The organism is Paenibacillus anaericanus (genome assembly GCF_003994475.1).
GTDB lineage: Bacteria > Bacillota > Bacilli > Paenibacillales > Paenibacillaceae > Fontibacillus > Fontibacillus anaericanus.
Genome location: NZ_RZNY01000018.1, coordinates 72,002 through 98,041, shown reverse-complemented (window position 1 = coordinate 98,041; position 26,040 = coordinate 72,002). Strand labels below are relative to the sequence as shown.

General features: G+C 42.0%; 20 protein-coding genes. 16 read left to right on the top strand and 4 right to left on the bottom strand.

Translation table 11 applies throughout. From position 1 onward, the window contains the following. Positions 1-214: 214 nt before the first annotated feature. Positions 215-970: an SGNH/GDSL hydrolase family protein gene (locus tag EJP82_RS19685; RefSeq protein ID WP_246054299.1), complete on the bottom strand. Its 756-nt coding sequence runs from the start codon at positions 968-970 to the stop codon at positions 215-217. 146 nt (positions 971-1,116) lie between these two features. Here EJP82_RS19685 and EJP82_RS19680 point away from each other — a divergent pair, with 146 nt between their 5' ends. The 7 genes from EJP82_RS19680 (at position 1,117) to EJP82_RS19650 (ending at position 8,026) form a co-directional block, all read left to right on the top strand. Next, positions 1,117-2,103 (top strand): Gfo/Idh/MocA family protein, encoded by a 987-nt coding sequence (locus tag EJP82_RS19680; protein WP_127193784.1) that lies wholly within the window; start codon positions 1,117-1,119, stop codon positions 2,101-2,103. 148 nt (positions 2,104-2,251) lie between these two features. Next, a complete protein-coding gene (locus EJP82_RS19675) occupies positions 2,252-2,698 on the top strand; it encodes a DinB family protein (protein WP_127193783.1) in 447 nt (148 codons plus the stop codon). 124 nt (positions 2,699-2,822) lie between these two features. Further along, positions 2,823-3,200: a BlaI/MecI/CopY family transcriptional regulator gene (locus EJP82_RS19670; RefSeq protein ID WP_127193782.1), complete on the top strand. Its 378-nt coding sequence runs from the start codon at positions 2,823-2,825 to the stop codon at positions 3,198-3,200. 1 nt (position 3,201) lies between these two features. Then, the gene (locus EJP82_RS19665) at positions 3,202-4,713 is read left to right on the top strand and encodes a M56 family metallopeptidase (protein WP_127193781.1); all 1,512 of its coding nucleotides are present in this window, start codon (positions 3,202-3,204) and stop codon (positions 4,711-4,713) included. Further along, positions 4,703-6,067 carry an ABC transporter substrate-binding protein gene (locus tag EJP82_RS19660; RefSeq protein WP_127193780.1) on the top strand — a complete coding sequence of 455 codons (1,365 nt, stop codon included), beginning with the start codon at positions 4,703-4,705 and terminating at the stop codon, positions 6,065-6,067. Before EJP82_RS19665 ends, EJP82_RS19660 begins: the two co-directional genes overlap by 11 nt. 98 nt (positions 6,068-6,165) lie before the next feature. Beyond that, entirely contained in the window at positions 6,166-6,609 is a 444-nt protein-coding gene (locus EJP82_RS19655; RefSeq protein ID WP_127193779.1) for a hypothetical protein, read from the top strand. Positions 6,610-6,775: 166 nt separating this feature from the next. Further along, entirely contained in the window at positions 6,776-8,026 is a 1,251-nt protein-coding gene (locus EJP82_RS19650; protein ID WP_170220241.1) for a DUF445 domain-containing protein, read from the top strand. A 101-nt stretch (positions 8,027-8,127) separates the two neighbouring features. Here the strand turns inward: EJP82_RS19650 and glgP are convergent, their stop codons facing one another. Then, a complete protein-coding gene (gene glgP, locus EJP82_RS19645) occupies positions 8,128-9,744 on the bottom strand; it encodes an alpha-glucan family phosphorylase (protein WP_127193777.1) in 1,617 nt (538 codons plus the stop codon). 513 nt (positions 9,745-10,257) lie between these two features. Here glgP and EJP82_RS19640 point away from each other — a divergent pair. Continuing rightward, a complete protein-coding gene (locus EJP82_RS19640) occupies positions 10,258-15,561 on the top strand; it encodes an alpha-amylase family glycosyl hydrolase (protein ID WP_170220240.1) in 5,304 nt (1,767 codons plus the stop codon). Positions 15,562-15,684: 123 nt separating this feature from the next. On the opposite strand, the gene EJP82_RS19635 is transcribed toward EJP82_RS19640, so the two are convergent. Beyond that, positions 15,685-16,245, bottom strand: a complete 561-nt coding sequence (locus EJP82_RS19635; protein WP_127193775.1) for an SLOG family protein — start codon at positions 16,243-16,245, stop codon at positions 15,685-15,687. A 219-nt stretch (positions 16,246-16,464) separates the two neighbouring features. Here EJP82_RS19635 and EJP82_RS19630 point away from each other — a divergent pair, with 219 nt between their 5' ends. After that, on the top strand, positions 16,465-17,331 hold the full coding sequence (locus EJP82_RS19630; RefSeq protein ID WP_127193774.1) for a DUF6612 family protein: 867 nt from the start codon (positions 16,465-16,467) through the stop codon (positions 17,329-17,331). 1,750 nt (positions 17,332-19,081) lie between these two features. Here the strand turns inward: EJP82_RS19630 and EJP82_RS19625 are convergent. After that, positions 19,082-19,597, bottom strand: a complete 516-nt coding sequence (locus EJP82_RS19625; RefSeq protein WP_127193773.1) for a hypothetical protein — start codon at positions 19,595-19,597, stop codon at positions 19,082-19,084. Between the two features lie 166 nt (positions 19,598-19,763). On the opposite strand from EJP82_RS19625, the gene EJP82_RS19620 reads away from it, so the two are divergent. The 7 genes from EJP82_RS19620 (at position 19,764) to EJP82_RS19590 (ending at position 26,014) form a co-directional block, all read left to right on the top strand. Continuing rightward, the gene (locus EJP82_RS19620) at positions 19,764-20,396 is read left to right on the top strand and encodes an SGNH/GDSL hydrolase family protein (protein ID WP_127193772.1); all 633 of its coding nucleotides are present in this window, start codon (positions 19,764-19,766) and stop codon (positions 20,394-20,396) included. A gap of 129 nt (positions 20,397-20,525) precedes the next feature. After that, positions 20,526-21,536 (top strand): Gfo/Idh/MocA family protein, encoded by a 1,011-nt coding sequence (locus tag EJP82_RS19615; RefSeq protein ID WP_127193771.1) that lies wholly within the window; start codon positions 20,526-20,528, stop codon positions 21,534-21,536. A gap of 29 nt (positions 21,537-21,565) precedes the next feature. Next, positions 21,566-22,060 (top strand): LURP-one-related/scramblase family protein, encoded by a 495-nt coding sequence (locus tag EJP82_RS19610; protein WP_127193770.1) that lies wholly within the window; start codon positions 21,566-21,568, stop codon positions 22,058-22,060. 161 nt (positions 22,061-22,221) lie between these two features. Continuing rightward, a complete protein-coding gene (locus EJP82_RS19605) occupies positions 22,222-23,385 on the top strand; it encodes an SEC-C metal-binding domain-containing protein (protein ID WP_127193769.1) in 1,164 nt (387 codons plus the stop codon). A gap of 284 nt (positions 23,386-23,669) precedes the next feature. Next, complete coding sequence (locus EJP82_RS19600; RefSeq protein WP_127193768.1) at positions 23,670-24,155, top strand: zinc ribbon domain-containing protein; 486 nt, start codon at positions 23,670-23,672, stop codon at positions 24,153-24,155. A gap of 241 nt (positions 24,156-24,396) precedes the next feature. Then, positions 24,397-25,092 carry an N-acetylmannosamine-6-phosphate 2-epimerase gene (locus tag EJP82_RS19595; protein ID WP_127193767.1) on the top strand — a complete coding sequence of 232 codons (696 nt, stop codon included), beginning with the start codon at positions 24,397-24,399 and terminating at the stop codon, positions 25,090-25,092. A 46-nt stretch (positions 25,093-25,138) separates the two neighbouring features. Beyond that, positions 25,139-26,014, top strand: a complete 876-nt coding sequence (locus EJP82_RS19590) for an ROK family protein (protein WP_127193766.1) — start codon at positions 25,139-25,141, stop codon at positions 26,012-26,014. Positions 26,015-26,040: the final 26 nt, after the last annotated feature.

Below are 26,040 nucleotides of genomic sequence, written 5' to 3'. Positions count from 1 at the left end.
TCTTATCGAGGTGTCCACTTTTTATTCTAGTTCTAAAATTCCTGTTATTCGCTCATTTCAGCCCAATCCAGCCCAATCCAATTCGAGTTCAGTCCATTTCATTCCGGTCCAGTCCATTTTCCACTGACAGTTGCATTAATTCATTAAGCCATAAAGCCGAAACATACAGAAAAAAGAGACCCTCTCAGGTCCCTCTCCTCGCTTGAGCATATATTCATTCATACGCTAAATCATTATGGTCCTGCAGTAAGTGCTGGTAGTTAGTTCTGATAAACTCTAGAACTTTATCACAGATAATCTGGTGTCCGGCTTTATTAGGGTGGATGCCATCCACGCATATAAACTTGGTGAAATCAGGATGCTCAAGGAAGGCTCCTCTAACATCGATATATTTAGTCTTGGTCATTTCTGACACTTTGATAATTGTTGAATTGTATCTTTCCTGCCACCAATAAATTTTGGTGACACTCCCCAGCCATTTCATAATGTTGATCTCGGCCTCAGGGTTGCTCTGGCTTACCCATTTGAAGTACTTATCCGCATTTAGTGGGGGAAGGCTCATCAGGATTGGTGTGATCTGCTGATTTTTCAGGTAATGAATCGTTTCAGTTAGCATCGTCTCGAATACAGTGAAATCGGTCTTGGGGCTGTGAAGTGCATCCGGATTATCCGCAATTTCATTCCAATGGAAATCACAATCATTGCCGCCATACTCAATCAGCACAATGTTAGGTTTATCCTTCAGAACATCCTTCTTCAGATTCCCGATTCCTTTGATCAGCGTGTTCCCAAATCTTGCGGTATTACGAACGACACCTTTGAGTTTATCCTGAAGGAGAGATACATAATTGTCTTCTAGAATAACGTATTTGCTTCTCACTTCATCATAAATGACACCTTTAGAGATGGAATCACCGGAGATTATATAATTGAAATTATTAGGAGAGTAATCCTTGTTGTCCTCGCTCACAGTAACACCTCGTTTCCAACTGCTCATGTTATCACAATTGTAATCAGTTGCTGCAACGAACGCAAGTATGGACAGGAGCATTCTAGAGTGAGAGAATATGTTTATAGCCTATATAAAGTATCAAGATCTAAGGGGATGAGATAACTATGATACGATTCGGTATTATTGGAACAAACTGGATAACTGAGCGCTTCATCCAATCTGCGTTGGAGACGGAGCAATTCACTCTGACTGCATTATACTCCCGCTCGGAAGAGAAGGGTAAGGCCTTTGCTGCTAAATTTAATGATCCTAAGGTATATACTGATGTAGAAGAAATGGCTGCAAGTGATCTGTTGGATGCCGTGTATATTGCAAGTCCCAACTCGTTCCATGCGGAGCAAGCAATCATATGCATGAACCACGGGAAGCATGTACTTTGCGAGAAGCCGATGGCTTCAAATGTGTCTGAAATGCAAAAAATGATAGATACAGCTAGGAAAAATGATGTTGTGCTGATGGAAGCCATGAAATCTACACTTATGCCTAACTTAAGAGTAATTAAGGACAACCTTTATAAAATCGGCCGCGTGCGGCGTTATTTTGCAAGTTACTGCCAATATTCCTCCAGATATGATGCCTTTAAGCAAGGCACGGTGCTCAACGCGTTTAATCCGACATATTCCAACGGTTCCTTGATGGATCTGGGTACTTACTGTATCTATCCAATGGTTACATTGTTCGGTAAGCCCGATTCCATCCAAGCGGTCGGCGTGCAACTCTCTTCAGGTGTAGATGGGGAAGGAAGTATGGTGCTCAAATATAAGGATATGGATGCTGTTATTATGCATTCCAAAATCGCCGATTCTTATTTACCTGCAGAAATTCAGGGTGAGAACGGTACTTTGGTCATTGATAAGATCAATCAACCCTATAGCGTGAAGATTCATTACCGTGATGGGACGATTGAAGACCTAACTCAACCGCAATATCAAGAGTCGATGTATTATGAAGCCGAAGAGTTTATCGAATTAATTAAGACGGGATGTCGCGAAAGTAGTATTAACTCATTGAGTAACTCGCTTAAAGCTGTGGAGATCATGGACGAAGCTAGACGACAGATGGGACTAGTTTTTCCGGCAGATTTGAAATAGGATGCTAAACATATAATATATTGGGGCGATCCCCCAATTTACTTACGAACTTCTCAGACCAATACGGTCTGGGAATTTTTTTCTTTAATGTTTTTTATCAAAACGAGGTGATACAATACCATTAATAGGAAATCAAGGGGTGGTATTATTGCAAACAATCCAAAAGATGTTTAAACATTTACATTGGGCTAATCAACGCATGCTAGAAACTTTGCAGAATGTTGAGACTCAGTACCAACAGGTTCGTTTATTCTCTCATATTCTAAATGCAGAACAAGTATGGGCCACTAGATTAAGGGGAATGGATAGTTCACAACTGCCAATTTGGTCGGATAGTGATATTGCATACTGTGCACAACTTAGTAAACAAAATGAAGAAAGCTTCGAAGCAGTTTTCGCTGAATTAACACCATCCGACTTAGATAACTTAATTACCTACACCAATAGTAAGGGTGAAGAGATTACGCTTTATATACGTGATATTCTCATTCATGTAGCACTTCATGGTCAATATCATCGAGGACAGATTAACTCGCGACTTCGTGCAGATGGTATTGAACCCGTTGTCACGGATTATCATATATTTGCAAATTAAATATATCAGTTTGAAGGGCTACCACGGGGTAGCCTTTTTTTTCAATATATAGCTTTACAATCATATTAGACAGATGTAGAATATCAATATAGACAAATGTAGAAAATGAAAAGAGTGATGTAAATTGGATACGTTGAAGAAGCTGCCAGATGCAGAGTTTGAGATTATGAAGGTAGTCTGGGCGAATGAACCACCCATTACTACGAATATGATCATGGAGCAATTAGGTAGACAGAAGGAGTGGAGGGCACAAACCCTTATTTCTCTGTTATTAAGATTAGTAGAGCGTGGTTTTCTGCGTACAGAGAAGAACGGCAAAGAGCGCACTTATTTCCCGCTCGTGATGAGAGATGAGTATCTACAGTTTGAAACAGGAAGTTTTATGGAGAAAGTTCATGAGAACTCCTTCGTCAGTCTAGTAAATATGCTGTATAACGGTAAAAAGTTAAAGGATAAGGATCTGGATGAGTTAATGAAGTGGATGAAGGAACGGAGGGAATAGTGTGGAGAAGTTCTTGGCCACTTTAGTAGAATGCAGCATCACGATGTCTGTCATTTCACTTGTATTCATGGCAATCACTCCACTGTTAGTCAGAAGATATGAGGCCAAATGGCGTTATTATACTTGGCTCATTGTTGTAGTGGGCTTAATAATCCCATTTAGACCTCAAATGGACACTGGATTTATCCAAGTGCAACTGCTAAATTCGATTTCTTCCGTAGTAACTACACAGCAACCTTACACGAATTACATACAGAATGATGATACGGGCACGGGGATGACAATTAATACAATAGCAGTTGATGTTCCTCCTAAATTCGCCCCTAATGCGGATACAACAACTATACCCAACATCCAGTGGGGACAGATTGTAAGTTATCTATGGATCATAGGTATGGTTGTATTTTTACTGATACATATATTCAGACAAAAGCGTTTCATGAGCATCGTACATCGCTGGAGCGAGGAGATCGAAGAACCACGAATACTATGCATTTTTCAGGAGATAAAGGATGAGCTAAGGGGAACCAAGAGAGTCACTATAAAGTTATGCTCATGTATCAAGAGTCCGATGATGATTGGTTTTATAAAGCCCGTTATTTTGCTACCGACGACTGATTTCTCGTCCGATGAATTAAAGTTTATCCTGAAACATGAATGTATTCATTACTTGAGAAAAGATCTCTGGTACAAGGTCCTTGTGCTGATAGCAACGAGTATGCATTGGTTTAATCCGATAGTCTACTTCATGAATAGGGCGGTCTCCGCAGCATGTGAGGAATCCTGTGATGAAGCTGTAGTTCGGAAAATAGATTTGAAGGATCGGCAAGTATACGGTGAGACCATCATCGGTCTAGCCAAACAACAAATGCAGACTCAGACCCAACTAGTTACTCATTTTTATAGTGACAAAAAAGGGTTGAAGAACAGAATTGTTACGATCATGGATACTGGCAGGAAGAGAGCAGGTATGGCCGTTTTCTGTTGTGTGCTTCTAGGCACCTTCGCGACAGGTTCCGTATTTGCTCACGAAGAAGTTCAGATAACTGACCTGACGCAAATCAGCGGATATTCTACAATCTCTGGTAGTAGTGACGATCCAGAAGTAGAAGTGATAGAGGATACGGATGGAAATACAATAACATTCACTCAAAGTTATATTTCTAGTGAACCTGGGAATCTAGTAACAAAGGACATTGGAGTTCCCTTTCCTAAGGATACGATCCCATTTAGTGCGGGTTGTGCGTCAGACAATAACGATTATTTTGTGAAGGCGTTACTGAAAAATGCCGTATTGGGCGAATTGAGCGAGGATCAAATTTATGCGTCGGAACAGAAAGCTAGCAAGATTATTTTAGACATATTAAAGTCCAAGGTCTATAACAACCCAGAGGTGCTAACTAGTGATGTAGAGAATGCTCTAGCAAAGGAGTTTCCTAATGTTAAGGAATACCTGGTGGTGCATGTGTCCAAGCTAATGAATCCAGCTCTCGGAGGTTTCAATGAAAAATAGACATATATGTAGAATGTTGATTCTAGTTATTTGTATAGTACTCGGAGGATGTTCGGCTGCTCTACCAGAGAAAACGACTACACCTACCATTTTAAAAGTAATGTACTATGATGAAAGCATCTTTTATCAGGAATATGGCGATTTATTCATAACGAAATATCCCAATATCGAAGTTCAGGTGGTAAGTACGCAGAATATTGACAATGATCCGGAAATAGATAAAGCTACGGCGCTAGCTAAATTAATAGAAAAGGAACAACCGGATGTGCTGTGGCTTGATCCAGAACAATATGAGCAATATGCGGCTGATGGCCTGCTTATGGAGCTTCAGACCCTGATTCAGAAAGAGCACTATGATATAGAGGGCATTTACCCAACGATTGTTGATTTGATAAAAGAAAAGAGTGCTGGCAAGTTGTATGGATTGAGTCCGCGTTTTTATGGAAATGCGTTGTTCTATAATGCGGATTTATTTGCTGAATATGGAATCGATCCTCCTCATAATCAAATGACCTGGAAGGAAATTCTCAATTTGGCGAAGCGATTCCCTGTTGATGGTGGGGATGAGGACCGGGTGTATGGTTTGGGGATGCAGAGTTATATTACTTCTGATATTCAGACGGATACTTTGGCAGGACTTATGGCAAGAACGCAGGGGATGTCGACTGTTAATTATTCCACCATGAAAGTGACAGTGAATACGGATTCTTGGAAAGACATCTGGAAGACTGCATTTGAGGCTACAGAATCCAAGGCAATTTACACTCCCGAAGAGCCATTCTGGGGTGGGTCCACTGAGGAGTTCTATAAGAACCAACCCTTTATCATGGGACGAGTAGCGATGGTAGTAGATAGCGCAGATTTGCTGCAACATTTCAAAGAGGTACGGGATCGTGTGAAGGAGTTTAAGCCATTCGAGCTTGGGATCGTTACAGGGCCCGTGGATCCTTCGGATCCGAGTACTTCTCGCGATGTTGAGCTATATGAAATCTTCTCAATTCGTGCAGGCTCTCCCAATGCGGAAGCTGCTTGGGATTTCATTAAGTACGTTAACGGGGATGACTATGCCCGCGTCAAATCCAAAACATTGAACGGAAATATGCTCTCACGAATGGGATATTACAAGGATTATGTGGCAAGCGGTATCGAAGCCTTCTATAAACTTAAGCCTAAACCTGTAAACTACGGAAGTAGAGGAAAAGTTCCAACTGGATTTTATTCTACGTTCGAAGAATTGATGAAGCGAGAGTTGGAGCGAGTGAAGAATAAGGAGATTACTGTGGATGAGGCGCTGGGCAATGTGGAGGCAGAAGGCCAGACATTATTGGACCAGGCACAAGCCACTAGCCCTTAACGTAGAAGGAAAAAACTGTTCTTATATGGGGAAAAATCTGGTAACATAGACATAAGACATAACACTGTCTTAACTATTGGAATGGGGAGGACTTATATTTGGAACAGAATAAAATTGGAATGTCTGTGATAGGGGCGCTGCTTGCAGCCATCGTTGGGGGCGCCGTGTGGGCACTTATTGCCATCACGACTGAGTATGAGCTAGGGATCATTGCTTGGGCCATTGGAGGATTAGCTGGATATGCTGTATCCTACTTTGCTGGTAAAAGAACTAGCGTTACGATTCAAATTATTGCAGTCATCGCGAGTGTACTCGGTATTCTACTCGGTAAATACTTCATCGTTGCTTACTTCTATAATTATGAAAGCTTTAATGGTATGTTTTCTAGTGAGGTATTTAGCTTTTTTAAAGAAACCTTCGTTGAATTGTTCGAAATTATGGATCTTGTCTTTGTAGCATTTGCTGTTGTAACCGCATGGCAGTTACCAAATAAGCTTGCTAATAAGGCCGCAGCACCACAGCAACCTATGTCTCCACAATAAGCAGAAATAGTTACATACATAGGAATTTGAGAAGGATAGGACAGCAGAGTATATCTCTGCTAGCCTATCCTTTTCTTGTGTCATTTGATTGACCAGTTTGGCTATTGCACCCACTTTATGGTTAAATTGAACTATCGAAACAATTACACGGATGGGTGAGAATGTTATGACGAAGAAGAAATCTAATCGTATGGCTGAAATTTCATTGGGAGTTATGGGGGCTGGCTTTGTAGCGACCCTACCCTTCTCGGGAACGGGGCTTGCTCTGCTACAGGGTGGCTTCGAGGCGGGTCTAGTAGGCGGTTTGGCGGACTGGTTCGCCGTAACAGCCTTATTCCGTCATCCCCTACGCATTCCAATCCCACATACAGCGTTATTGCCTAAGAATCGGGATAAAATGACCAAGGCGATCACCACCATGGTGGAGACAGAACTGCTGAATCAAGAAAGTATTCGTAGTAAAATCAAACAAATTCGGATTACGGATATTGTGCTCCAGAAATTAAGGGAATCCGTAAGTACGGAACCTTTTCAAAAGGGAATTGCGGGTGTACTTGAGACAGCTGTAAGAAGTTTGCCTGCGGATACCGTAGCGGAATATGCTAAGCGATTGTTAGCGAGGTTCTTAGATCATCTTGATGAGGAAGAGTTGCTTAATAAACTAATCAAGGGAATTATTAGTAATGACTACGATGAGAAGGCACTCGATTTCGGATTGGAGCGAGCGAAACAATGGGCAGAGCTGGATTCAACTAGGGAATTCCTTGGCAGTATGGCGATGCAGCGTGTTTCTGAGATAGAAGTGAACGGCTTGATGAAGTTTGCAATGGGTGCATTCATGGGCTACTTCAATGAGGAGAAGTTAGGGGCGGTTCTTCAGACGTTTATCCTTGATAAAATTACCGAGTTGCAAGTTTCAGATCATCAAGACAGATACAAATTGCTCTTCTTTTTCCAAAAGGAGTTATTATCTCTAGCCAAATCGCCATCCTTGTTAAGTGAATTATCACGGCTCAAGAATGTAGTGATCGAGAAGGGGACCGAGAGCGGTAGAATCAACACAATGACGGAACGTGGCTTGGAGTATCTGGCGAGCTATATCGGAAGTGATGAATTCCGTACCGAACTTCTAGTTCCCTTCTTAGAGAAGATGATGGCTGAGATCGATCGGAGACCGGAGTTAGCTAATCGTGCCGAAGACTGGATTCAAGAGCAGATTGTGAACTTGATGGAGAAGCATTATTCCAAGATCGGTGAGTTGGTACAAGAGAATTTGAATAAACTCGACAACGATTCCTTGATTGCCTTCATAGAAGATAAGGTAGGGCATGACCTGCAATGGATTCGAGTCAATGGCGCCGTATGTGGGTTTGTGGTAGGTTTGATTTTAACAGGAACGAAGCTGTTGTTAGGATAGGTCTATTCTTTAAATGGAAATGAGCAAAAAGCTGGTGACTCCTCGTATAATCGAGGGCGGTCACCAGCTTTTTGCATGTATAGAAAGATTAAATGATATCTTTAAGCTTTGATGTACATTTTGTTGTAGTAATCTTCGAGCATCCGCTTAGTTGCGAATTCTACGCGCGTAGTTTCGATACTCTTATGCATCATTTCTACCCATTTCGCACGGTTCTCATAGTAAGTTGGGACCACGCGGTTAAGTAGGGTGTCATACAATGCATCGCTGTCATGGCGATCAAGTACAGCGAAATCAGTTGTTTCGAAGCCATCACCGATAGCCCAACCATTTTCGCCATCGATACAAGCTTCTGGCCACCAACCGTCGAGGATCGAGCAGTTCAGCACACCGTTCATTGAGGCTTTCATACCGGAAGTACCACTTGCTTCAAGTGGTCTACGTGGGTTGTTAAGCCAAATATCGGAACCACGAGTTAATTGTGCTCCAATGGTCATATCGTAGTTTTCTAGGAACACGACAGCCTTCGGATATTTCTTCATCATCGCTACCAGGTTACTTACGATCTTCTTACCGGTATCATCGAGTGGATGAGCCTTACCGGAGAAGACGATTTGAATTTTACCTGATTCCAAGTAAGGTTCAATGATTTCCGGTTGGGAGAAGATCAGATCACTTCTCTTGTAAGGAGCAGCTCTGCGGGAGAAGCCAATCAGTAGGTTATCCGGATTAAGCTGGATGCCTGAACGATCAGCGATGAATTGGATTAACTCACCCTTGATCTCTGTATGAGTGGCCCACAAATCCCCACCGTTCTCAAAAGCTTGAGTCATGCGCTCATCAACCCAAGTTGGAGTATGAATGGCATTGGTAATGCCGATAATTTCGGATCTGCCGGATACTTCTTTCCACATCTTGTTGGAAGTGTCAGCATGGAGATCGGCTACACCATTGGAGATGCGAGATAGGCGTAAGCCAGCGATTGTCATATTAAACGGATTGCCACCGATGCGTTCCATTTGGTCACGAGTCAATCCATTGAAAGCAGTCATATATTCAAGACGGTCAAGTGGATGAGTTTCATTACCTTCTTTGATTGGAGTATGTGTTGTGAATACGACTTCTTCTCTAGTCGCCAGCCAAGCTTTCTCGAAGGTAAGACCTGCGCACATTTTCTCGCGAATTAATTCGGTTGCTGCAAGTGCGGCATGGCCTTCGTTGAAATGGTAGACGTCAATTGGAATTTGTAGCGCCCGCATAGCCTTGACCCCACCGATACCCAGCACGATTTCCTGAGCAATCCGTTCTTCGCCAAACCAGCCATATAATTGACCTGTAATCCAGGCATCACTGTTCTCAGGAATATCTGTATCAAGTAAATATAGGGGGTTATTACCGAATTTATCGGTCTTCCATACTTTACAGATCACATCGACGTTTCTGACTTTTACGCTAACTTTGACCCCAGTGTCCTCAAGAAAATCGTAAACATAATTGTGATACGTATCGTAAGGTTTCCCCTCAGCGTCAATTCTTTGGTCGGTATAACCTTGTTTCCATTTCAAACCGATGGGTACGATGGGTGCATTAATGTCTTTGGCACCCTTGATGTAGTCGCCAGCAAGGATTCCTAACCCACCTGCGTACATTTTAAAATCGGAATGAAGTCCGAATTCCATGCTGAAGTAAGCTACAGTAGGCAATTTTTTCTCGTTCATTTAAATGACCTCCTAAAATTAATATTTTGTGATTAATGCAAACGTTTGTCCACGGGACAATAACCTGCCCATGTGAAAGCGATTTATATTGACATAGTAGCACAAAAATATCCAAAATGGACAAGTTATTTTTCAAAAATAGAGACAATTCACAAAAAGATCATGTTTAGCACATTTTCAATGAATTAATATGAGCAAACGGTTTCACTAGAACCAGATAATTGAAAAAAATATTACAAAATGAAGATAATCAAAGAAAATGGATGAAAATATTGGATAAATACAGATTTATCAACACTTTGATCTGTTCTGCACAGTTGACGGATGATCCCAATATTGTATGCTTATCGCAGGATATAAAGCGCTTACCTTTGGGTGGCAGCAATTATATCTGTTGATTTCACTCTTTCGTACAAACGTTTGCATCATTCTTGGGAAATACGGAAGAGAGTATAAGATATGACATCCTATGCGAAACCATACATCAAAAATTTAAAGGAGGCCATTCAAGGAATGAATCGTGGAATGAAAAAAACGCTTTCCTGGTTACTCGTTATTTGTTTGATTCTAAGCTTCTTCACGAACCTGCAGCCTGTAGCTAAGGCGGAAGCGGATATTGCAACTGGCTTGAGCGGAAGTGCTGACGCCCAAGTGCTGCAGAGCCCGGTTATCGGGACTCGCACGGGATCGGGAGCTGAGGTTACTTTTAATTATCAAGGTACTGAAGCGGATGCAAGAGTGATAGTAAAGGGAGGATTCTATAATAATTGGGCAGCAATAGATCTAAATAAGGGTGCGGACAATATATGGTCCGTGAGTCGACAAATCGAAGCTGGTTGGTATGATTATGGTCTGTCAACATATGCTTCCTTGGATCCTGGAACCAAAGAAAATTTTCAGAAGGACCCGCTAAACACGATTGTCATAGGTAATAATTCAGGAATATCAGTTCCTGGGATCAGCCTCGATGTAGATGAAGAATTACAGATTGGTTCGTCAACCGTAATTGATGCAGTATATTATACGGGTGCGAGAGATGTTACAGAAAAAGTAGTACTTGAAGCAACTGACTTGTCTGGTAATGCCTTTTCCGCGATTTCATTTACGGATGCGGGGGATGGAAAGAAGCAAAATCTGATTGTGGATAGTAATGTTTCAGATGGAACGAAGATTAAACTTACCGCTACCAATGGGGACTGGAGTACCACGAAGGAGATTAAGTTATCCTCGGTTAAACTAACAAGCCCTGTCATCAACGGTGATGGTACAGTAACTTTTAATTCTAAGCATAGTGGCGATCATCTTTATCTGGTTGGCTCAATGAACGGATGGAACAAAACTACAGCTAAGGAGCTAACTAAGGAAAGTGGCGTATTTAGTCTTACAATCCCACTGTCCCCTGGGACTTATGAATATAAATATCTCACAAAGTACGATGAATGGGATGGAAGTATAATTGATGATTTAAACCCCGTCAAGAAAGGTGACAATTCTTTAGCGATCGTACCTGGAATCATGATTACATCAGGCAATGTTGTCGGGGCTGGATCGGATTTAGAATTGAAAGCATCACTCCAAAAGGCGGATAATACAGTTACATCTATTCTGCCTACATGGTCCTTAAAGTCTCCCGTGCAAGGTGTTGAAATTACCAATGGTATTCTGAAAGTTGCCTCTGAAACACCAGATAAACAGAAGATAACTGTTATAGCTACGTATCAAGGCAATACAGCTGAACAGGAAATTACTGCTGTTTCAAATATGAATACGTATACAATTAATTATTATCGATATGATAACACTGCAATGGACTGGAAATTATGGCTTTATCCTGATGGTTTAGATGGAACAAGATGGGATTTTTCTCATGAGACATCGGATGGATATGCCCAAGGTACATTTAAATATATGGAATCTTCTCTTAACATCATCCCTCATTTAAACACAACTGATAAGGAATGGGCTGCTGAGGAGTCTAAGGTAAAAGCGTCCATACAAAGCGGTAATGCAGTAGAAGTTTGGTTGGTGCAAGGCGTATCCAAGGTCTTCTACTCGAAACCGAATTTGGATGATTATAAACCTGTTGAACGAAAGGTTCTCTTTAGTTATGTTAGGGAGGATAAGGATTTTGACGGATGGAATATCTGGACGTGGAATACTGGGAAATTGGATGGTGAAGTTAAATTCACTAAGTTCAACGGAAATACAGCTACAGCTACGATTCCAATAGGTACTTCCACTCAGCAATTCGGTTTTAAAATACGTAAGGGGCAAGACTGGCTTACCGCTATTATTGATCAGGATTATGATCGGTTTGTTACAACGGGGAAGGATCAGTTGATCAAAGTAGTAGTTCAAGCGGGGAAGGGTGAAGTTCGAACCTTGCCGCTAGTTGGTCCACCACTATTGGAGGATAAGAATGTAACATTTACCTATCGCGATCAAGCATTGTTTGCGACAAGTGATATGGATAAGTTGGAATCCGTGCAAGTGAAGATCGACGGTGTTGAATATCCTATGCAATATAATGCTAGGGACGAAATGTATGTCTATACCTATAGACCGCTGACAGAGGGTACGCATGAATATACCTTTTTAGTAACCAAAGATGGTATAACAACAGAATTGAGCGATCCTACTAACACCAAGGATGGTAAGTCCGTTGTTATCTACAAAGTTACGAATGTGGACATTCAATCCGAAGTGAATCCTCAGGCCATATCATACAACGAGAATGCCGTATTAAGTTTATCCTGGTCTGGGATCTCAGAGAGCGAAAGTGCTTCAGCTTATGCAAATTTAAGCTCACTTGGTGGTAACTCTAAGGTTAAGATCGATACAGAGCTTAAGGCGCTAACGATTGCAGTGAAGGATTCTGTTTCAGCCGGCATCAAGTCAATTCCTGTTACGGTAGTGGATGTTTACGGAAATAAACATACAGAAAATGCTCAGGTTACAGTGAAAACGCGGCAAACCGTAGGGAAGGACGATTTTGATTGGGACGAAGCACGGATTTATTTCATGCTAACGGACCGCTTCTTTAACGGTGATACATCTAACGATGATCCGAACGGTGAAGGTTATGATAAGAGCCATTTGGAGTCGTACCATGGTGGGGACTTCCGAGGTATAACCGATAAAATCGATTACCTCAAGGATCTTGGTATCAACACAATTTGGATTACTCCGATTGTCGATAATATCGATTTCAATAAAGGGGTAGATTTTAGTGGTACGCAATACGCCTATCACGGCTATTGGGCCAAAGATTTTACGACGATTGACGAACACTTGGGTGATTTGGACGACTTCAAGCAACTGCTAGACACAGCGCATGACAGCGGAATTAAGGTAATGGTAGACGTTGTACTGAACCATACCGGTTACGGAATGGATAATTTGTCCGCGACATGGATATCCAAGCAAGTAACGAACCTTCCTACGGAAGCGGAACGTGGGGTGTTCAGCGGCATGTTACGGGGTGAGAACGAGGATCCAGTTATTCGTAATAATGTAGCTGGGTTACCGGATTTGATAACTGAAGATCCGGCTGTACGTGAGCAAATTGTAGCTTGGCAATCGGATTGGATTGAGAAATCCAAAACGTCTAAAGGGAACACCATCGACTTTTTCCGGGTCGATACGATCAAGCATGTGGAAGATGCAACATTGATGGATTTCAAGAACACAATGACTTCAATCAATCCGGATTTCAAAATGATCGGAGAAAATTTCGGAGCAAGTGTTGATAATGATGGTGGCTATCTGCGGAGTGGAACAATGGACTCCGAGCTGGATTTTGCGTTCAATGAGATTGCTCAAAGTTTTGTAAGGGGAAATATTCAAGAAACAGAAAAGATGCTACAGGCGAGAAATAGCAAACTCGACAACACGGCGACGCTAGGGCAGTTCCTCAGTAGCCATGATGAAGACGGATTCCTCATTACTACGTTGAGTGCGGCTGACCGAGACAAATATAGAAATGGAACGCTAGACGCTGAAGTTCTACGTGCAGCACAAGCCAAACAGAAAGTGGCTGCTTCACTACAGATTACTTCCAAAGGACAACCGGTAATTTATTATGGGGAAGAGCTTGGACAATCAGGATTGAATGGAAGTTTTGGGAATAATAATGGGACAGTAGATAGGTTTAGCGAGAATCGTTATGATTTTAATTGGGATGGTCTATCTGACCCAACTTACAATCATATCTACGATCATTATAAGAAGATGCTTAATATTCGTGATCAGTACTCGCAGATTTTCTCCAAAGGAACTCGGGTTTCATTGGCTGGATCAGACGCACAAGGTTACGATGTATTTGCCCGGACGTATCAAGGAAAGAGCGTTATTGTAGGGATAAATACAAAGACGGAAGCGCAACAAGTTACATTAACGATTGCTGGTTCGAAGGACAGTCAATTGGTGGACGAATATAGCAAGCAAACATTCCAAAGTGATAGTCAGGGTAAAGTGACGATTACGATACCTAGTAGCTTGGATGGCGGAACAGTTGCCTTTGCGGCAGTGTTAAGTTCTGGTAATCCTGATGGATCAGGAGGATCTGGAAGTGAAGGGTCTGGGACGACTTCAAGTACACCAGCACCTTCACCGGTGGTTTCCTCAACATTGGAAGTTGTGGCTACAACGGATGCGAATGGAAACAAAGTGGTTCAAGTGCCTGCTGCTAGCTTAGAGCAAGCCATTGCAGCCGCGGCGAAGAAAAATGAGCCAGTATCAATCCATGTGACTGGCGTTACTGCGGGTGAGGCAGTCGATGTCATCCTTCCAGCTGAAGTACTGAAGAAGGCAGAGGAACAAAAAGTGAGTATACAGCTTCAGTTCCCTGATGTAGTGGTGAAATTACCTGCCGGAACCATTGACAGTGCTTCGTTGAAGAAAGATACACGAGTTATTGTTACAATAGCTCCAATTGCTAAAGATAAAGCGGAAGAGATTAAACGTAATATCGTTGCACAAGATGCAGCGTATCGTCCGCTTGGCACAATTTATGATTTTTCTGTGAGTGTGACCGAGGATTCAGCCAATACTCCAGCTAAGCTTAATCTCAAAGGTAAAGCCACCATTGAACTTATTTTGGATCAGGCGACATTGAACAGTATTTCAAATAAGAACAAAGTGGGAGTATACCTCATCGGGGATGATGGTTCGCTGCAATATCTGGGCGGCAAGCTGAAGAATGACACGATCACATTCCAAAGTGATCAAATGGGCCGTTTCATCGTAATGGAGTATAACAAGGTATTTAGTGATGTGAAGGCGGGTTGGTCGAAGGAGTTTATAGAACTGCTTGCTTCAAAGCATATTGCTACGGGGATTGATAATGAACGTTTTGATCCAAAAGGTAATGTAACGAGAGCACAATTTGCTACCTTCCTAGGTCGTGCACTTGGACTGGATACGGGTGAAGGTTCTAGCACCTTAACAGATGTGCAAGCGGGTAGTTATTACGGGGATTATGTAACGACTCTGAATAAGCTTGGGATCATCACTGGTTATCCAGATGGTAGTTTCCGGCCGGATGAGTTGGTAACAAGGGAGCAAATCACAACAATGCTGATGAAGGCTTACACTTATGTAACTGCTCATTCATTGCAGGATATTTCGGGGATAAATGAAGCATCCTTCTCGGATATAGGCGAAGCATCGGATTATGCATTGGAGAGCATAAAAGCAGCGAAAGCACTAGGGATTATTAATGGAACAGGCCAGGGTAAATTCGAACCTTCCACGATTTCGACCCGAGAGCAAGTAGCAGCCATGATCGTGCTCTGGTTAGCACAAGCAGGATTATAAGGAAGTGGGGACAAGGGGACAGTAACCTTGTCCCCTTTTTTGTTCTTCTTATGGAAAGAAACCACTACCCTTAATTCCTCGTACATAACATATTCTATAAACTCAGCGCTATTCTAAAAACTCCTACTCCATAAACTCTGGGCCATGGTCTTCGTCAGCGATAGATTGGATATCGTCCATGCCGATATTGAGGTAGATATAACCATCACTCTCATGTTTTTTCAGCGCACGTTCTTTAACGTATTTAGGGCTAGCTTCGCCGGATTCCTCGTCATAGACTAACAGGATCCCATCCGTTTTTCGGAAGAGTAGCTCGTCCCTAGCGAGGAATTGCCACTTACCAATATACGCTTCTTTGCTAACTGCACCGTAATAGTCCACGCGTTGTATAATATCCTGGTAATATGATTTTTTCTCATCTTTCCATTTTTCTTCTTGATTGCTAAAAGCGGTAATAATTGAGCATTTTAAATGAGGGAACTGCGGCTTTAATGACATTGCTGCTTCGCAAGCCCATAAATCCACACCGTATTGACCGGGTGTGATAACCCATTCGAGACCTTCCTCCACAAGTGGAATGAGCCTAGCAGCAATAGCCTGTCGGATGTAGGGGATTCCTTTATGCTTATTATCGTAAATACCCAGCTCATGAGCTCGATATCCGGTGACTAGAAGATTTTTCAAACTAGTGGTGCCTCCTTGAGATTATCCTAGGTTGTGCTTCCTCCATTATATACATAATGCAAAAAAAGCACGATTATAATAGAATTAGGTCTTATGTTAGGTCTTTTGTACTGTTTTAAGCATAATTTGAATTACTCTGATTTGTGACTTATTTCCCTGTTAACGGTAGCTAATCTTTGGTTAAATTGAATGATAATACAGAATCTAGGGGGCAATCAATTGAATAAATGGACAGCAGGATTATTGGCAGTGGTTTTGATGCTGGGAATTACAGCATGTGGGAAAGAGAAAGAAGCGGATGGTAATACAGCTAACGGGGGCAATGCTAATCAAGGAAATAAAGTAGAAGCAACAACGGATTCGAATGCAACACCTACACTCGAAGAATTGCTTACGAAATCTGCAGAAGCATCGAAGGCGATGAAGAGTTTCTCGATGGAAGCAAATATAGATCAGGACATCACAGTGACCCAAGGAGAACAGAAGCAAGAACAAAATGTTAAAATGACGATCACAAGTGATATGATCACAGATCCTCTACAAATATTCCAAGAGATTAAGATGAACGTGGCGGGTCAAGGCGAAACGGAAATGAAGCAGTATATTTCTAAAGAGGGTGTTTACTCTAACGTGGATGGTACTTGGTCTAAGCAACCCGATGATAGCGTGGAAAAATTACTCGCGAGTATGGAAGATTCAGCAAATCCAGATAAGCAATTATCGCAATTTAAAAAGATCTCTAAAGATACAAAAATAACGGTCGAAGGCGATGAATACGTCTTAACCGCAGATGTATCAGGAGATTCTGTGAAAGAGTTAGCTAAGGAATTAATGAGTCAATCCGGAGGCAGTAACGAACAAACCGTTGCCATGATGGAGCAAATGAACATTAAGAACATTAAAATGACTTCGGTTGTAAATAAAAAATCCTTTCTACCTACTAGAGCAGACATCAATATGACCTTGGAGATGGAACAAGACGGCGCAGGCATTTCATTGGAAATGGCGATGAAGACCTCATTCTCCAAGTACAACGAAATTAATGAAATCAAAGTACCACAAGAGGCGCTAGATAGCGCTAAATAAGATACTAATTAGCATAGGGGTTGTCTCTCATGAAGTAGATCATATCTACTTGAGGGGCAGCCCCTATATTTATGGCTATTGCCCATGGATGGAATAAAGGGTAAACACAGTATAGAAGACAGTATAGAACACACCGAGTGCAACGATCACAAGAAATATGTTACTTGCATCTTTACTTCTTTGATTGGCCATGAAGTATCACTCCTCTTAATAACCCTTGTTATAAATGTGAACATTTTGTGACATATCTAATTATTGAACATTCTGTGTCTAAATTCAAACATTTATTCGAGATTGATTTCGAGCTGATTCATGCCAAATTGGGATGTATAGGCTTCAATACCTGATCTATAGCGGTTTTTCGTTAAATGGAGGGGAGTTGTCCTGTAATTTCTCTGTGGAAAAAATAGTTTGGAAAGTTGAGAAAACGGCTCAAAATCCACTTTAACCGCTTGACCTTCAATCGAAAATGATTGCGAACCGCTGAACGGAACTCGCTCGCTGTAACTGAACTCAACTCGCTGTAATAGATCTCGACTCGGTGTAAGGGAACTCAGCTCGCTGAATAGATCTCGACTCGGTGTAATGGAACTCAGCGACCTTATTTGCGGTTTATTCCACTGTTCTGGATTGTAACGGAACCAAGAGACGTTATTTCATCCTAAATCATGCATTTGAGCATCATTTGTTTGAAATAAGGTCTTTCAGTTCCGTTAGAATTTTTTATGATCTTCTAAACTCAAAATAAAGGCTACCAGTTCCGTTAGATTGTGTCTGACTTAATACGTCAAACACTGATTATGAGGTTGAGCCTAAAACAAACAGAACAAAGAGTATGAAACAGAATACAACATACGGAATGCGACGCTCAGCACACAACACACATAACGCACACAGAACACAACACACAGCGCGATATGCAACATACAGGGCACAACCACATCACACATCACACAGAACACAGAACACAAAACACAAAACACAAAACACAAAACACAAAACACAGAACGCACAACGCACAACGCACACACAACGCACACAACACAAAAAACCTCAAAGAACACGCAGTCGGAATGTAAGTCAATCCGGGACTGGTTATTCTTTGAGGTTTCGTTATTTAGTATATGTTGGTTCGAAATGTGATGGAGCGTCTACTTAAGTAACAAGAAACAGTGTGTAGAAGGAAAAATTAACAGAAAAAAATAGCAGGAAACAAATTAACAGGAAATCCTCCAGTTAATTTAGGCTTTGAAGCAACAATAACGACGAAGTGGTATAAATAACTGGAGTTTTTCCAGGTAAGTGGAGAAATTGCAGTTTTTGCTTAGATTTAGCTGGAGGTTTTCCAGTTAAATTCACACTTAGCATCATATCGTCACAGAATCAGGCTACGATCACCATATTTCGAATATCAAGACCTCAGTATACTGGACTGATCACCACAATTCGAATATCACGACCTAAGTATACTGGACTGATCACCACATTTCGAGCATCACGACCTAAGTATACCGAACTGATCGTCACTCTCCGAACATCACGACCTCAGTACACCAGACTGATCGTCACGCTCCAACCATCACGACCTCAGTACACCGAACCGAGCGTCACACTCCAACCACCACGACCTCAGTATAAACGCGAACATCACGTTACCATCACAGCGATTTTATCATCGTGATCTCATCATCAAAATCGCATTCTCTCAATCCCATCATCCCAGACGCGAGTGACTTCGGTGCAAAATAAGCTAAGCTTTCTGAGGTGCGAAGCCCTCTTCTTCAAGGTACTCGCCGGCTTCTTGGCGGGTTTCAAATACCATTTCCAGGCTCAAGCCGGAGTAGATATACCATAGGTCATCTTCACATTTGAGGGTAAGTAATTCTCCGTTGGCATTACTCCATATGCCTCCCGGTGAATCGCTTCTAGGGATAGGAATTTGTTTGTTATTGCTGTTGGGAACGTGTGCAGTCTCGTGTGCATTCTCTCGTGGCATGAGCGATTGAATGGACTGTTCTACAATCTTTCGTAGTTCGTCCGCTGAAAAGTCGCGGATATTGACAAGTCCCTTCTCATCGACGGGATATCCTTGGATTAGTCCAGCATATACATAACCGTTGCCATTTGGGTGAAGGTGGTAGACTACAGTTTTCTTATCGTAGGCGCTATCCTCATAATGGAAGTTTACTCGTCCTAGTGAAACATCTTTACGTTCAAGTTCAGGGAAAGATTGTAAAATTTCAAGTTTTTGTTCAAAAGTAAGCATATTCATCCTCCGTAATACGGTTTCATTTACGTCTGTGATTATAACATAACTAAGGTGTGAACATCTTTTGTGTCGGATATGTTATTTTCGCCAAGTGGGTTATGAATTATAATGACAAGGTAACAAGTATTTGTATTTGAAATTATACGCCTACTGGAGGAATCAAATGATGTTATTGAAGGATAATGATGTTGTGCTATTTCAAGGTGACAGTATTACTGATGCTGGACGTACTTATTATGATGGAGCATCACTTGGGCTGGGTTATCCCCTGTTAATTGCTTCAAAACTAGGACATTTGTTCCCAGAGAAAAATCTTACGTTTCTGAACCGGGGGATCGGCGGCAATAGAGTGGTCGATTTGCAAGGACGCTGGAATGAAGATTGTCTAGATTTGAAACCGACTTGGGTGTCGATATACATTGGTATTAATGATACATGGCGCAGATACGACGGGGGCGGGGAAACAACACCAGAACAATTTGAGGCTTCTTATCGTGATATTATTGTTAGAACAAAAGAGAAGTTGAACGCTAATCTGATACTTATTGAGCCTTTCGTGCTACCGGTACCAGAAGATCGGAAAGGGTGGCGTGAGGATTTGGATCCTAAAATCACGGTTGTTAGAGAGCTTGCGCGTGAATTTGGTGCGATATACATACCACTTGATGGACTTTTTGCAGCAGCATCGGCTCAGGCTGAGCCTGCTTACTGGGCGGCGGACGGAGTACATCCTTCTCCAGCTGGACACGGGCTGATCGCTGACGCTTGGATTAGAGCGGTGGGAGCTACACGTTAACAGCTCTTAGATATCTTAAATGACCTATTAACTTAGCTATCCAAGATTATCTATCTAGCTTGGATAGCTAGACATTAAGCTAGCCATTAAGCAAAATAGATCTTACACCTGAGGAGGGACGAGTACAGTATGAGTGAAGCAATCAGAAGTGAGATTAAGTGGGGAATTATGGGCACAGGCTGGATCGCTGAACAATTTGTTCAGGATCTGGTTCATGTTAGCAATGGACAAGGGTTGGCAGTGGGATCGCGTAGTCAGGAAAGTGCAGATCGCTTTGCAGCTAAGTTCAACATTCCACGTGCTTATGCTACCTACGAAGAATTGGTGAATGATCCTGAGATTGATGCCATATATGTAGCAACTCCACATCCTTTACATCGTGAGAATGTGATGCTGGCCTTACGGGCTGGCAAAGCCGTATTGTGTGAGAAACCGTTCACTGTAAACAGTGGCGAGCTTGCGGAAATAATTACTTTTGCTAAGCAAAGCGGGCTATTCCTGATGGAGGCTATGTGGACTCGTTTCCTAGCTCCAATTATCCAAGTAAGAACTTGGCTAGCTGAGGGCCGTATTGGTGAAGTGAAGCTGGTGAAAGCCGATGCTGGATTCCGTAGTGATTGGAACCCGCAGGGAAGATTGCTGAATCCTGATCTAGGGGGAGGCACGCTACTGGATATCGGTATTTATCCGGTGTCATTTGCTGCCATGATTTTGGGTGCAAATCCTGAGAAAATATTCAGCACGGCGCATATTGGAGAGACAGGTGTTGACGAACAGTTCTCCATGATCCTGGATTACGGAAACGGCAAAGTGGCCTCGTTAAATGGAGCAGTTCGCCTTCATATTTCAAATGAGGCTTATATCTACGGAACAGAAGGCTTTATTCATATTCCATCATTCCTAAATGCAACGACAGCAACTTTGCATGTGGAAGGGCAAGAACCAGAGATTTATACGGATGTGCGTGATGCTATTGGGTATGCTTTTGAAGCGGAAGAGGTTGGACGCTGTCTCCTTGCAGGTGTTACCGAGAGCCCTGTCATTCCACTTAGTGAATCGCTGAGCATATTACAGCTGCTAGATGAGGTGCGAGGACAATGGGGACTACGTTACCCATTTGAGTATACCGGCATATTATAGTTGGTTTGGGACCTAAGGAGGGGATAGCGGTGGAATTGTATTTCAAAGACAATTTCCTCAATGCGGGAATCGGCGATATTATGAACGAAACTGGTGGGAAGATCGGTAGTTTGGATTTGAAAGGAGCTTTTGGTTCATCTCTGGATGTTTATGATGTAGGAGGGGCCAAGCTGTTTTCTGGTAAATTCAACTGGGGAAAGTGGGAAGTGACGGCGGCAGATGGACGATCCGTAGGTATGCTGCGGGCGCGGCTGAGCTTCTTCTCCAAGCGATTCACGTATGATGCTGTTGGCAGCGGAATGTTCGAGATTACTTCGCCAGCACTATCCAAGGACTACAATATTGAGCGAAGTAGCGGCGGGACTGTGGCGACTTTTGCTCGAACGAATAACTGGATGATGCCAGGGGCTTATTGTTTAAATACTCTGACTAACGATTTGGATATTTATGAACTTGTAGCTGTCGTGATGGGCGTCAATGCCATTCGTAAACGGCAGCAATCCAGTTCTAATTCCGGTGCATAGAATAGAGGAAAATCAAGGTCGCATTCGATAAGGATGCGGCTGTTTTGTGACCCCAAAAGCAGGCATTTCGAAAATATTGTATAATAGAGAGAAATGTGCGGTTCTGCAAGTCCCGTAGGGCTTAGGCTGCACAGCAATAATTCGGAAGAGGTGTACCATTTTTGGAGAATCAAGATTTGCTGCTTGAACAGAAGAATATTCAACATGCTATTATAGGTGATGTGATTACCGACTTGTCGGAAATCCTTCACAACCTTTCAAAAGCAAGACTATCATCGTTGGCGTCAGCACATAAATTGCCTGGACGCTCAAAGATGAAGAAGGATGAACTTGCTACTGCTCTGCTGGGAGTGATTTCAGATCCTACCAACCTAGAGTCCATTTTAGCAAAGACAGAATCCAAGGAGTGGGAGCTATTCGAGTCACTTCTGCAATCACCAATTCAGCAGAATAACTTAGCTATATACGCACACTACTACTTCTTAATGGAGCATGGGCTGGTATTTACTTATTTTGCAGAGGGCAAGCTGTATTTGGTTATTCCTGATCAGATCGTTGCTGCTTATGCTCAAATAGATCAGTCTGAATTTAAGAAGGTTCATGAGAGATTCCTGAGCGTCTATAACTATACTTTGGCGCTGACTAACCTGTATGGAGTCTTTAAACCAGCACAACTCGTGAAAATGTACAACGCACACAATGACAACTCGCTCAGCGAGGAAGAACTAATGTCATATATTGAGTTCTTCTTAAATAGAGAACAGAAATTCGTCCTCAAGGATGAGTATATTGTGGATAGTAGTCTTTTAATTGAAGAGTCTGATTATAAAGAGTTATTGAAGCATATCAAGAATAAACCTCACTATATTCCAGCTAAGAACGAGCTGATCAAATATGCGGATGACAGTTATTTCGAAATGACTCCACAACTTAAGGCGTTATCTAATTTTCTAGCCAAAGATTTCGTTCGTGATTCAGAGACACTGGAATATCTAATCGATGACATTCAGCTAGCATGTTCTGCAGAATCGACCTTACAAGAAATTGTGTATGAATTTGAGAGAAGAGATATTCAATTTCACAATAAGGAACAAGTCCAAAGAGTGATGTCGCTGATCGCAGATGTATATAACCATACAAGAATATGGTCCAACTGTGGACATACACCAACGGAGATGGGTAAATTTCCTGGTAATTTCCGCTCAGGACCTATGGCGACTCCGTTCCGTATTCCTAACCAACCTGTTACCGTGAACAAGATCGGTAGAAACGATCCTTGTACTTGTGGCAGTGGCAAGAAATACAAAAAATGTTGCGGTAAATAGATTCGGTATTTGTGATAGAAGGTAAGTTCCTATATAAGGAGCTTGCCTTTTTTTTACATTTAATTCGCATTCATTCATATTGTATTTATAGTGGAACTATTTAATATGCGGGGTGACCACGTTGTGAACAAAGGGAAATAACACAACTTACTTGGATGGGGGATATTGACAGCCCAGGGAGGGGAGGAGATACTATTTTTATACACACAGATCTGAAGGTATCGGCAATTGTTAAAGTAATCGATAGGAACATTGTAATTCAATAATTTAAGGATGTGATCCATTTGGCTTTCTTTGATAAATTAGGTGAGAAAATTTCAAGTACCAGTAAAGATGTGGCCAAGAAGACGAAAGACCTGACCGAGATCGCTAAGATCAACATGCAGATCAATAGTGAGGAAGATAAGATTAAGAGCAAATATCTCGAGATCGGCAAATTGTATTATCAGTTGTATCAAAATACGCCGGCGGAACCGTTCGCAGATCTCTGTAATGAGCTAACGGCCTCGATTAACCATATCGAATCATCTAAACGGCAGATTTTGAGTATTAAGGGCGTGGAGATCTGCGCAAATTGTGGAGCGGAAATCCCGTTAGATACTTCATTCTGCGGCTCCTGTGGAGCTAAAGTACAAGAAGAAGAACCACCTCAAGTTGTATTACTCGAAGTAGTAGAAATCACCGAGAAGCATTGTTCCCATTGCGAGAGCGTATTAGCTCCAGATGTTGCGTTCTGTGGCAGTTGTGGCGAAAAGGTGGAACAAGAGTAACCGTAACTTATCAAGACTATGTGATTTGAATAGGTAAGAAGTAACTCACGAGGTATTGATGGGTTGCTTCTTTTTTTGTTTATTTGCTTCATTCAGGTATGTTTGTTACCCTAAAGGAATGAATGGTGAAAATTATTTTCACTTTAATAAAAAAAGAGAAAATAATTTACATTACTCAAAATCCATGTTACCTTATTTTTGCAAGGGCACTTACAAATCTATAAGTATGGAGTTGTTACTGATGAATACAGAGAAAAATGCTCTGAATAAGATCAAAAGTAAACTGGTTGTATCCTGCCAAGCTTTGCCCGAGGAGCCATTGCATAGCTCATTTATTATGGGTAAAATGGCTTATGCCGCTTACTTAGGCGGAGCTTCCGGAATTCGTGCAAACAGTGTTGAAGATATTAAAGAGATTAAAAAACAAGTTGATCTGCCTATCATTGGCATTATCAAGAAGGTATATGAAGGCTCAGAGGTGTTTATCACACCAACGATGGAGGAAGTAGATGAGCTATGCCGTGAAGGTGTAGATATCATTGCAATGGATGCGACGGACCGAGTAAGACCAGATGGTTCTACCATTTCCGAACTCTTCCCCAAGCTAAGAGCAAAGTATAAAGATCAGCTATTTATGGCAGATTGCTCAACGTATGAGGAAGGCCTCATGGCTGCTGAACTTGGTTTCGATTGCGTAGGAACTACTTTAAGCGGATATACAGCATCAACCAAAGGGAGAGCTTTACCGGATTTTGAATTCGTAGAGAAACTCGTGAATACGTTAACTGTACCAGTTATATCTGAAGGAGTGATCTCGACTCCTGAAGAATTGAAGAGAATGTATGACCTAGGAGTGCACGCTGCAGTTGTCGGATCAGCTATTACCAGACCGATGGAGATCACCCAAAGATTCATGAAGTCCGTTACTGCTACATAACATCAATAGCTCTTATCTCTCATACATAGGAAGGACAGATGATGGTATGAAGATTCTAGCCGCGGATATTGGCGGAACCAACACCAAGATATGCATTTGTGATGAGCAAGGGAACATCGATCAGTTCAAAGAATATGCAACGGAAAGCCAACAGGGTGGCCCACATGTTATCGAGCGATTGCTGGGCAAAATGGCAGAATATGATGATTTTGACGTCATCGCCATCAGTACGGCAGGACAAGTTCATTCCGAAGAGGGTTTTATTGTCTTTGCTAACGAGAATATACCTAATTACACGGGAATGAGAGTTAGGGATATCGTCGCTAGTAGATTTAATAAACCTGTTAAGATGGAGAATGATGTGAATGCAGCTGCGTTAGGTGAGGCCTATTTTGGCGCAGCCAAGCATTTTAATGACTTCTTATGTCTAACTTATGGTACGGGAATTGGAGGAGCCATTGTCATCGGTCGCCAGATATACAAGGGAGTTAATGGAGTGGCGGCTGAGTTTGGCCATATCTTGACCCATCCATTACCTGCAGCATCTGGTGGGGGAAGATTACCTTATTATGAAACGTATGCCTCCACAACGGCTCTGGTGAATATGGCCAAACAAGTCGATCCAGTATGTATTGATGGCAAGGTTTTGTTTGAAAAAATAAGCCAAGGAGACGAAAAGCTGCAATATATCTTGCAGATATGGGTTGATGAAGTCGCTGCTGGCTTGGCTTCGATCATTCATATTTTTAATCCAGCCGCTATCATTATAGGAGGCGGCGTCATGGAGCAAGAAGCCTTGGTAGGCCGGGTAGAAGCAAGAACAAAGTCTTTGATTATGGATAGTTTCGGTAATGTGAAGATTCTGAAGGCTTCCTTGGGGAATAAAGCAGGTGTATTAGGGGCTGCATCGTTATTTCTATGATAAATCTGTTATGAAGAAAGGGGGGG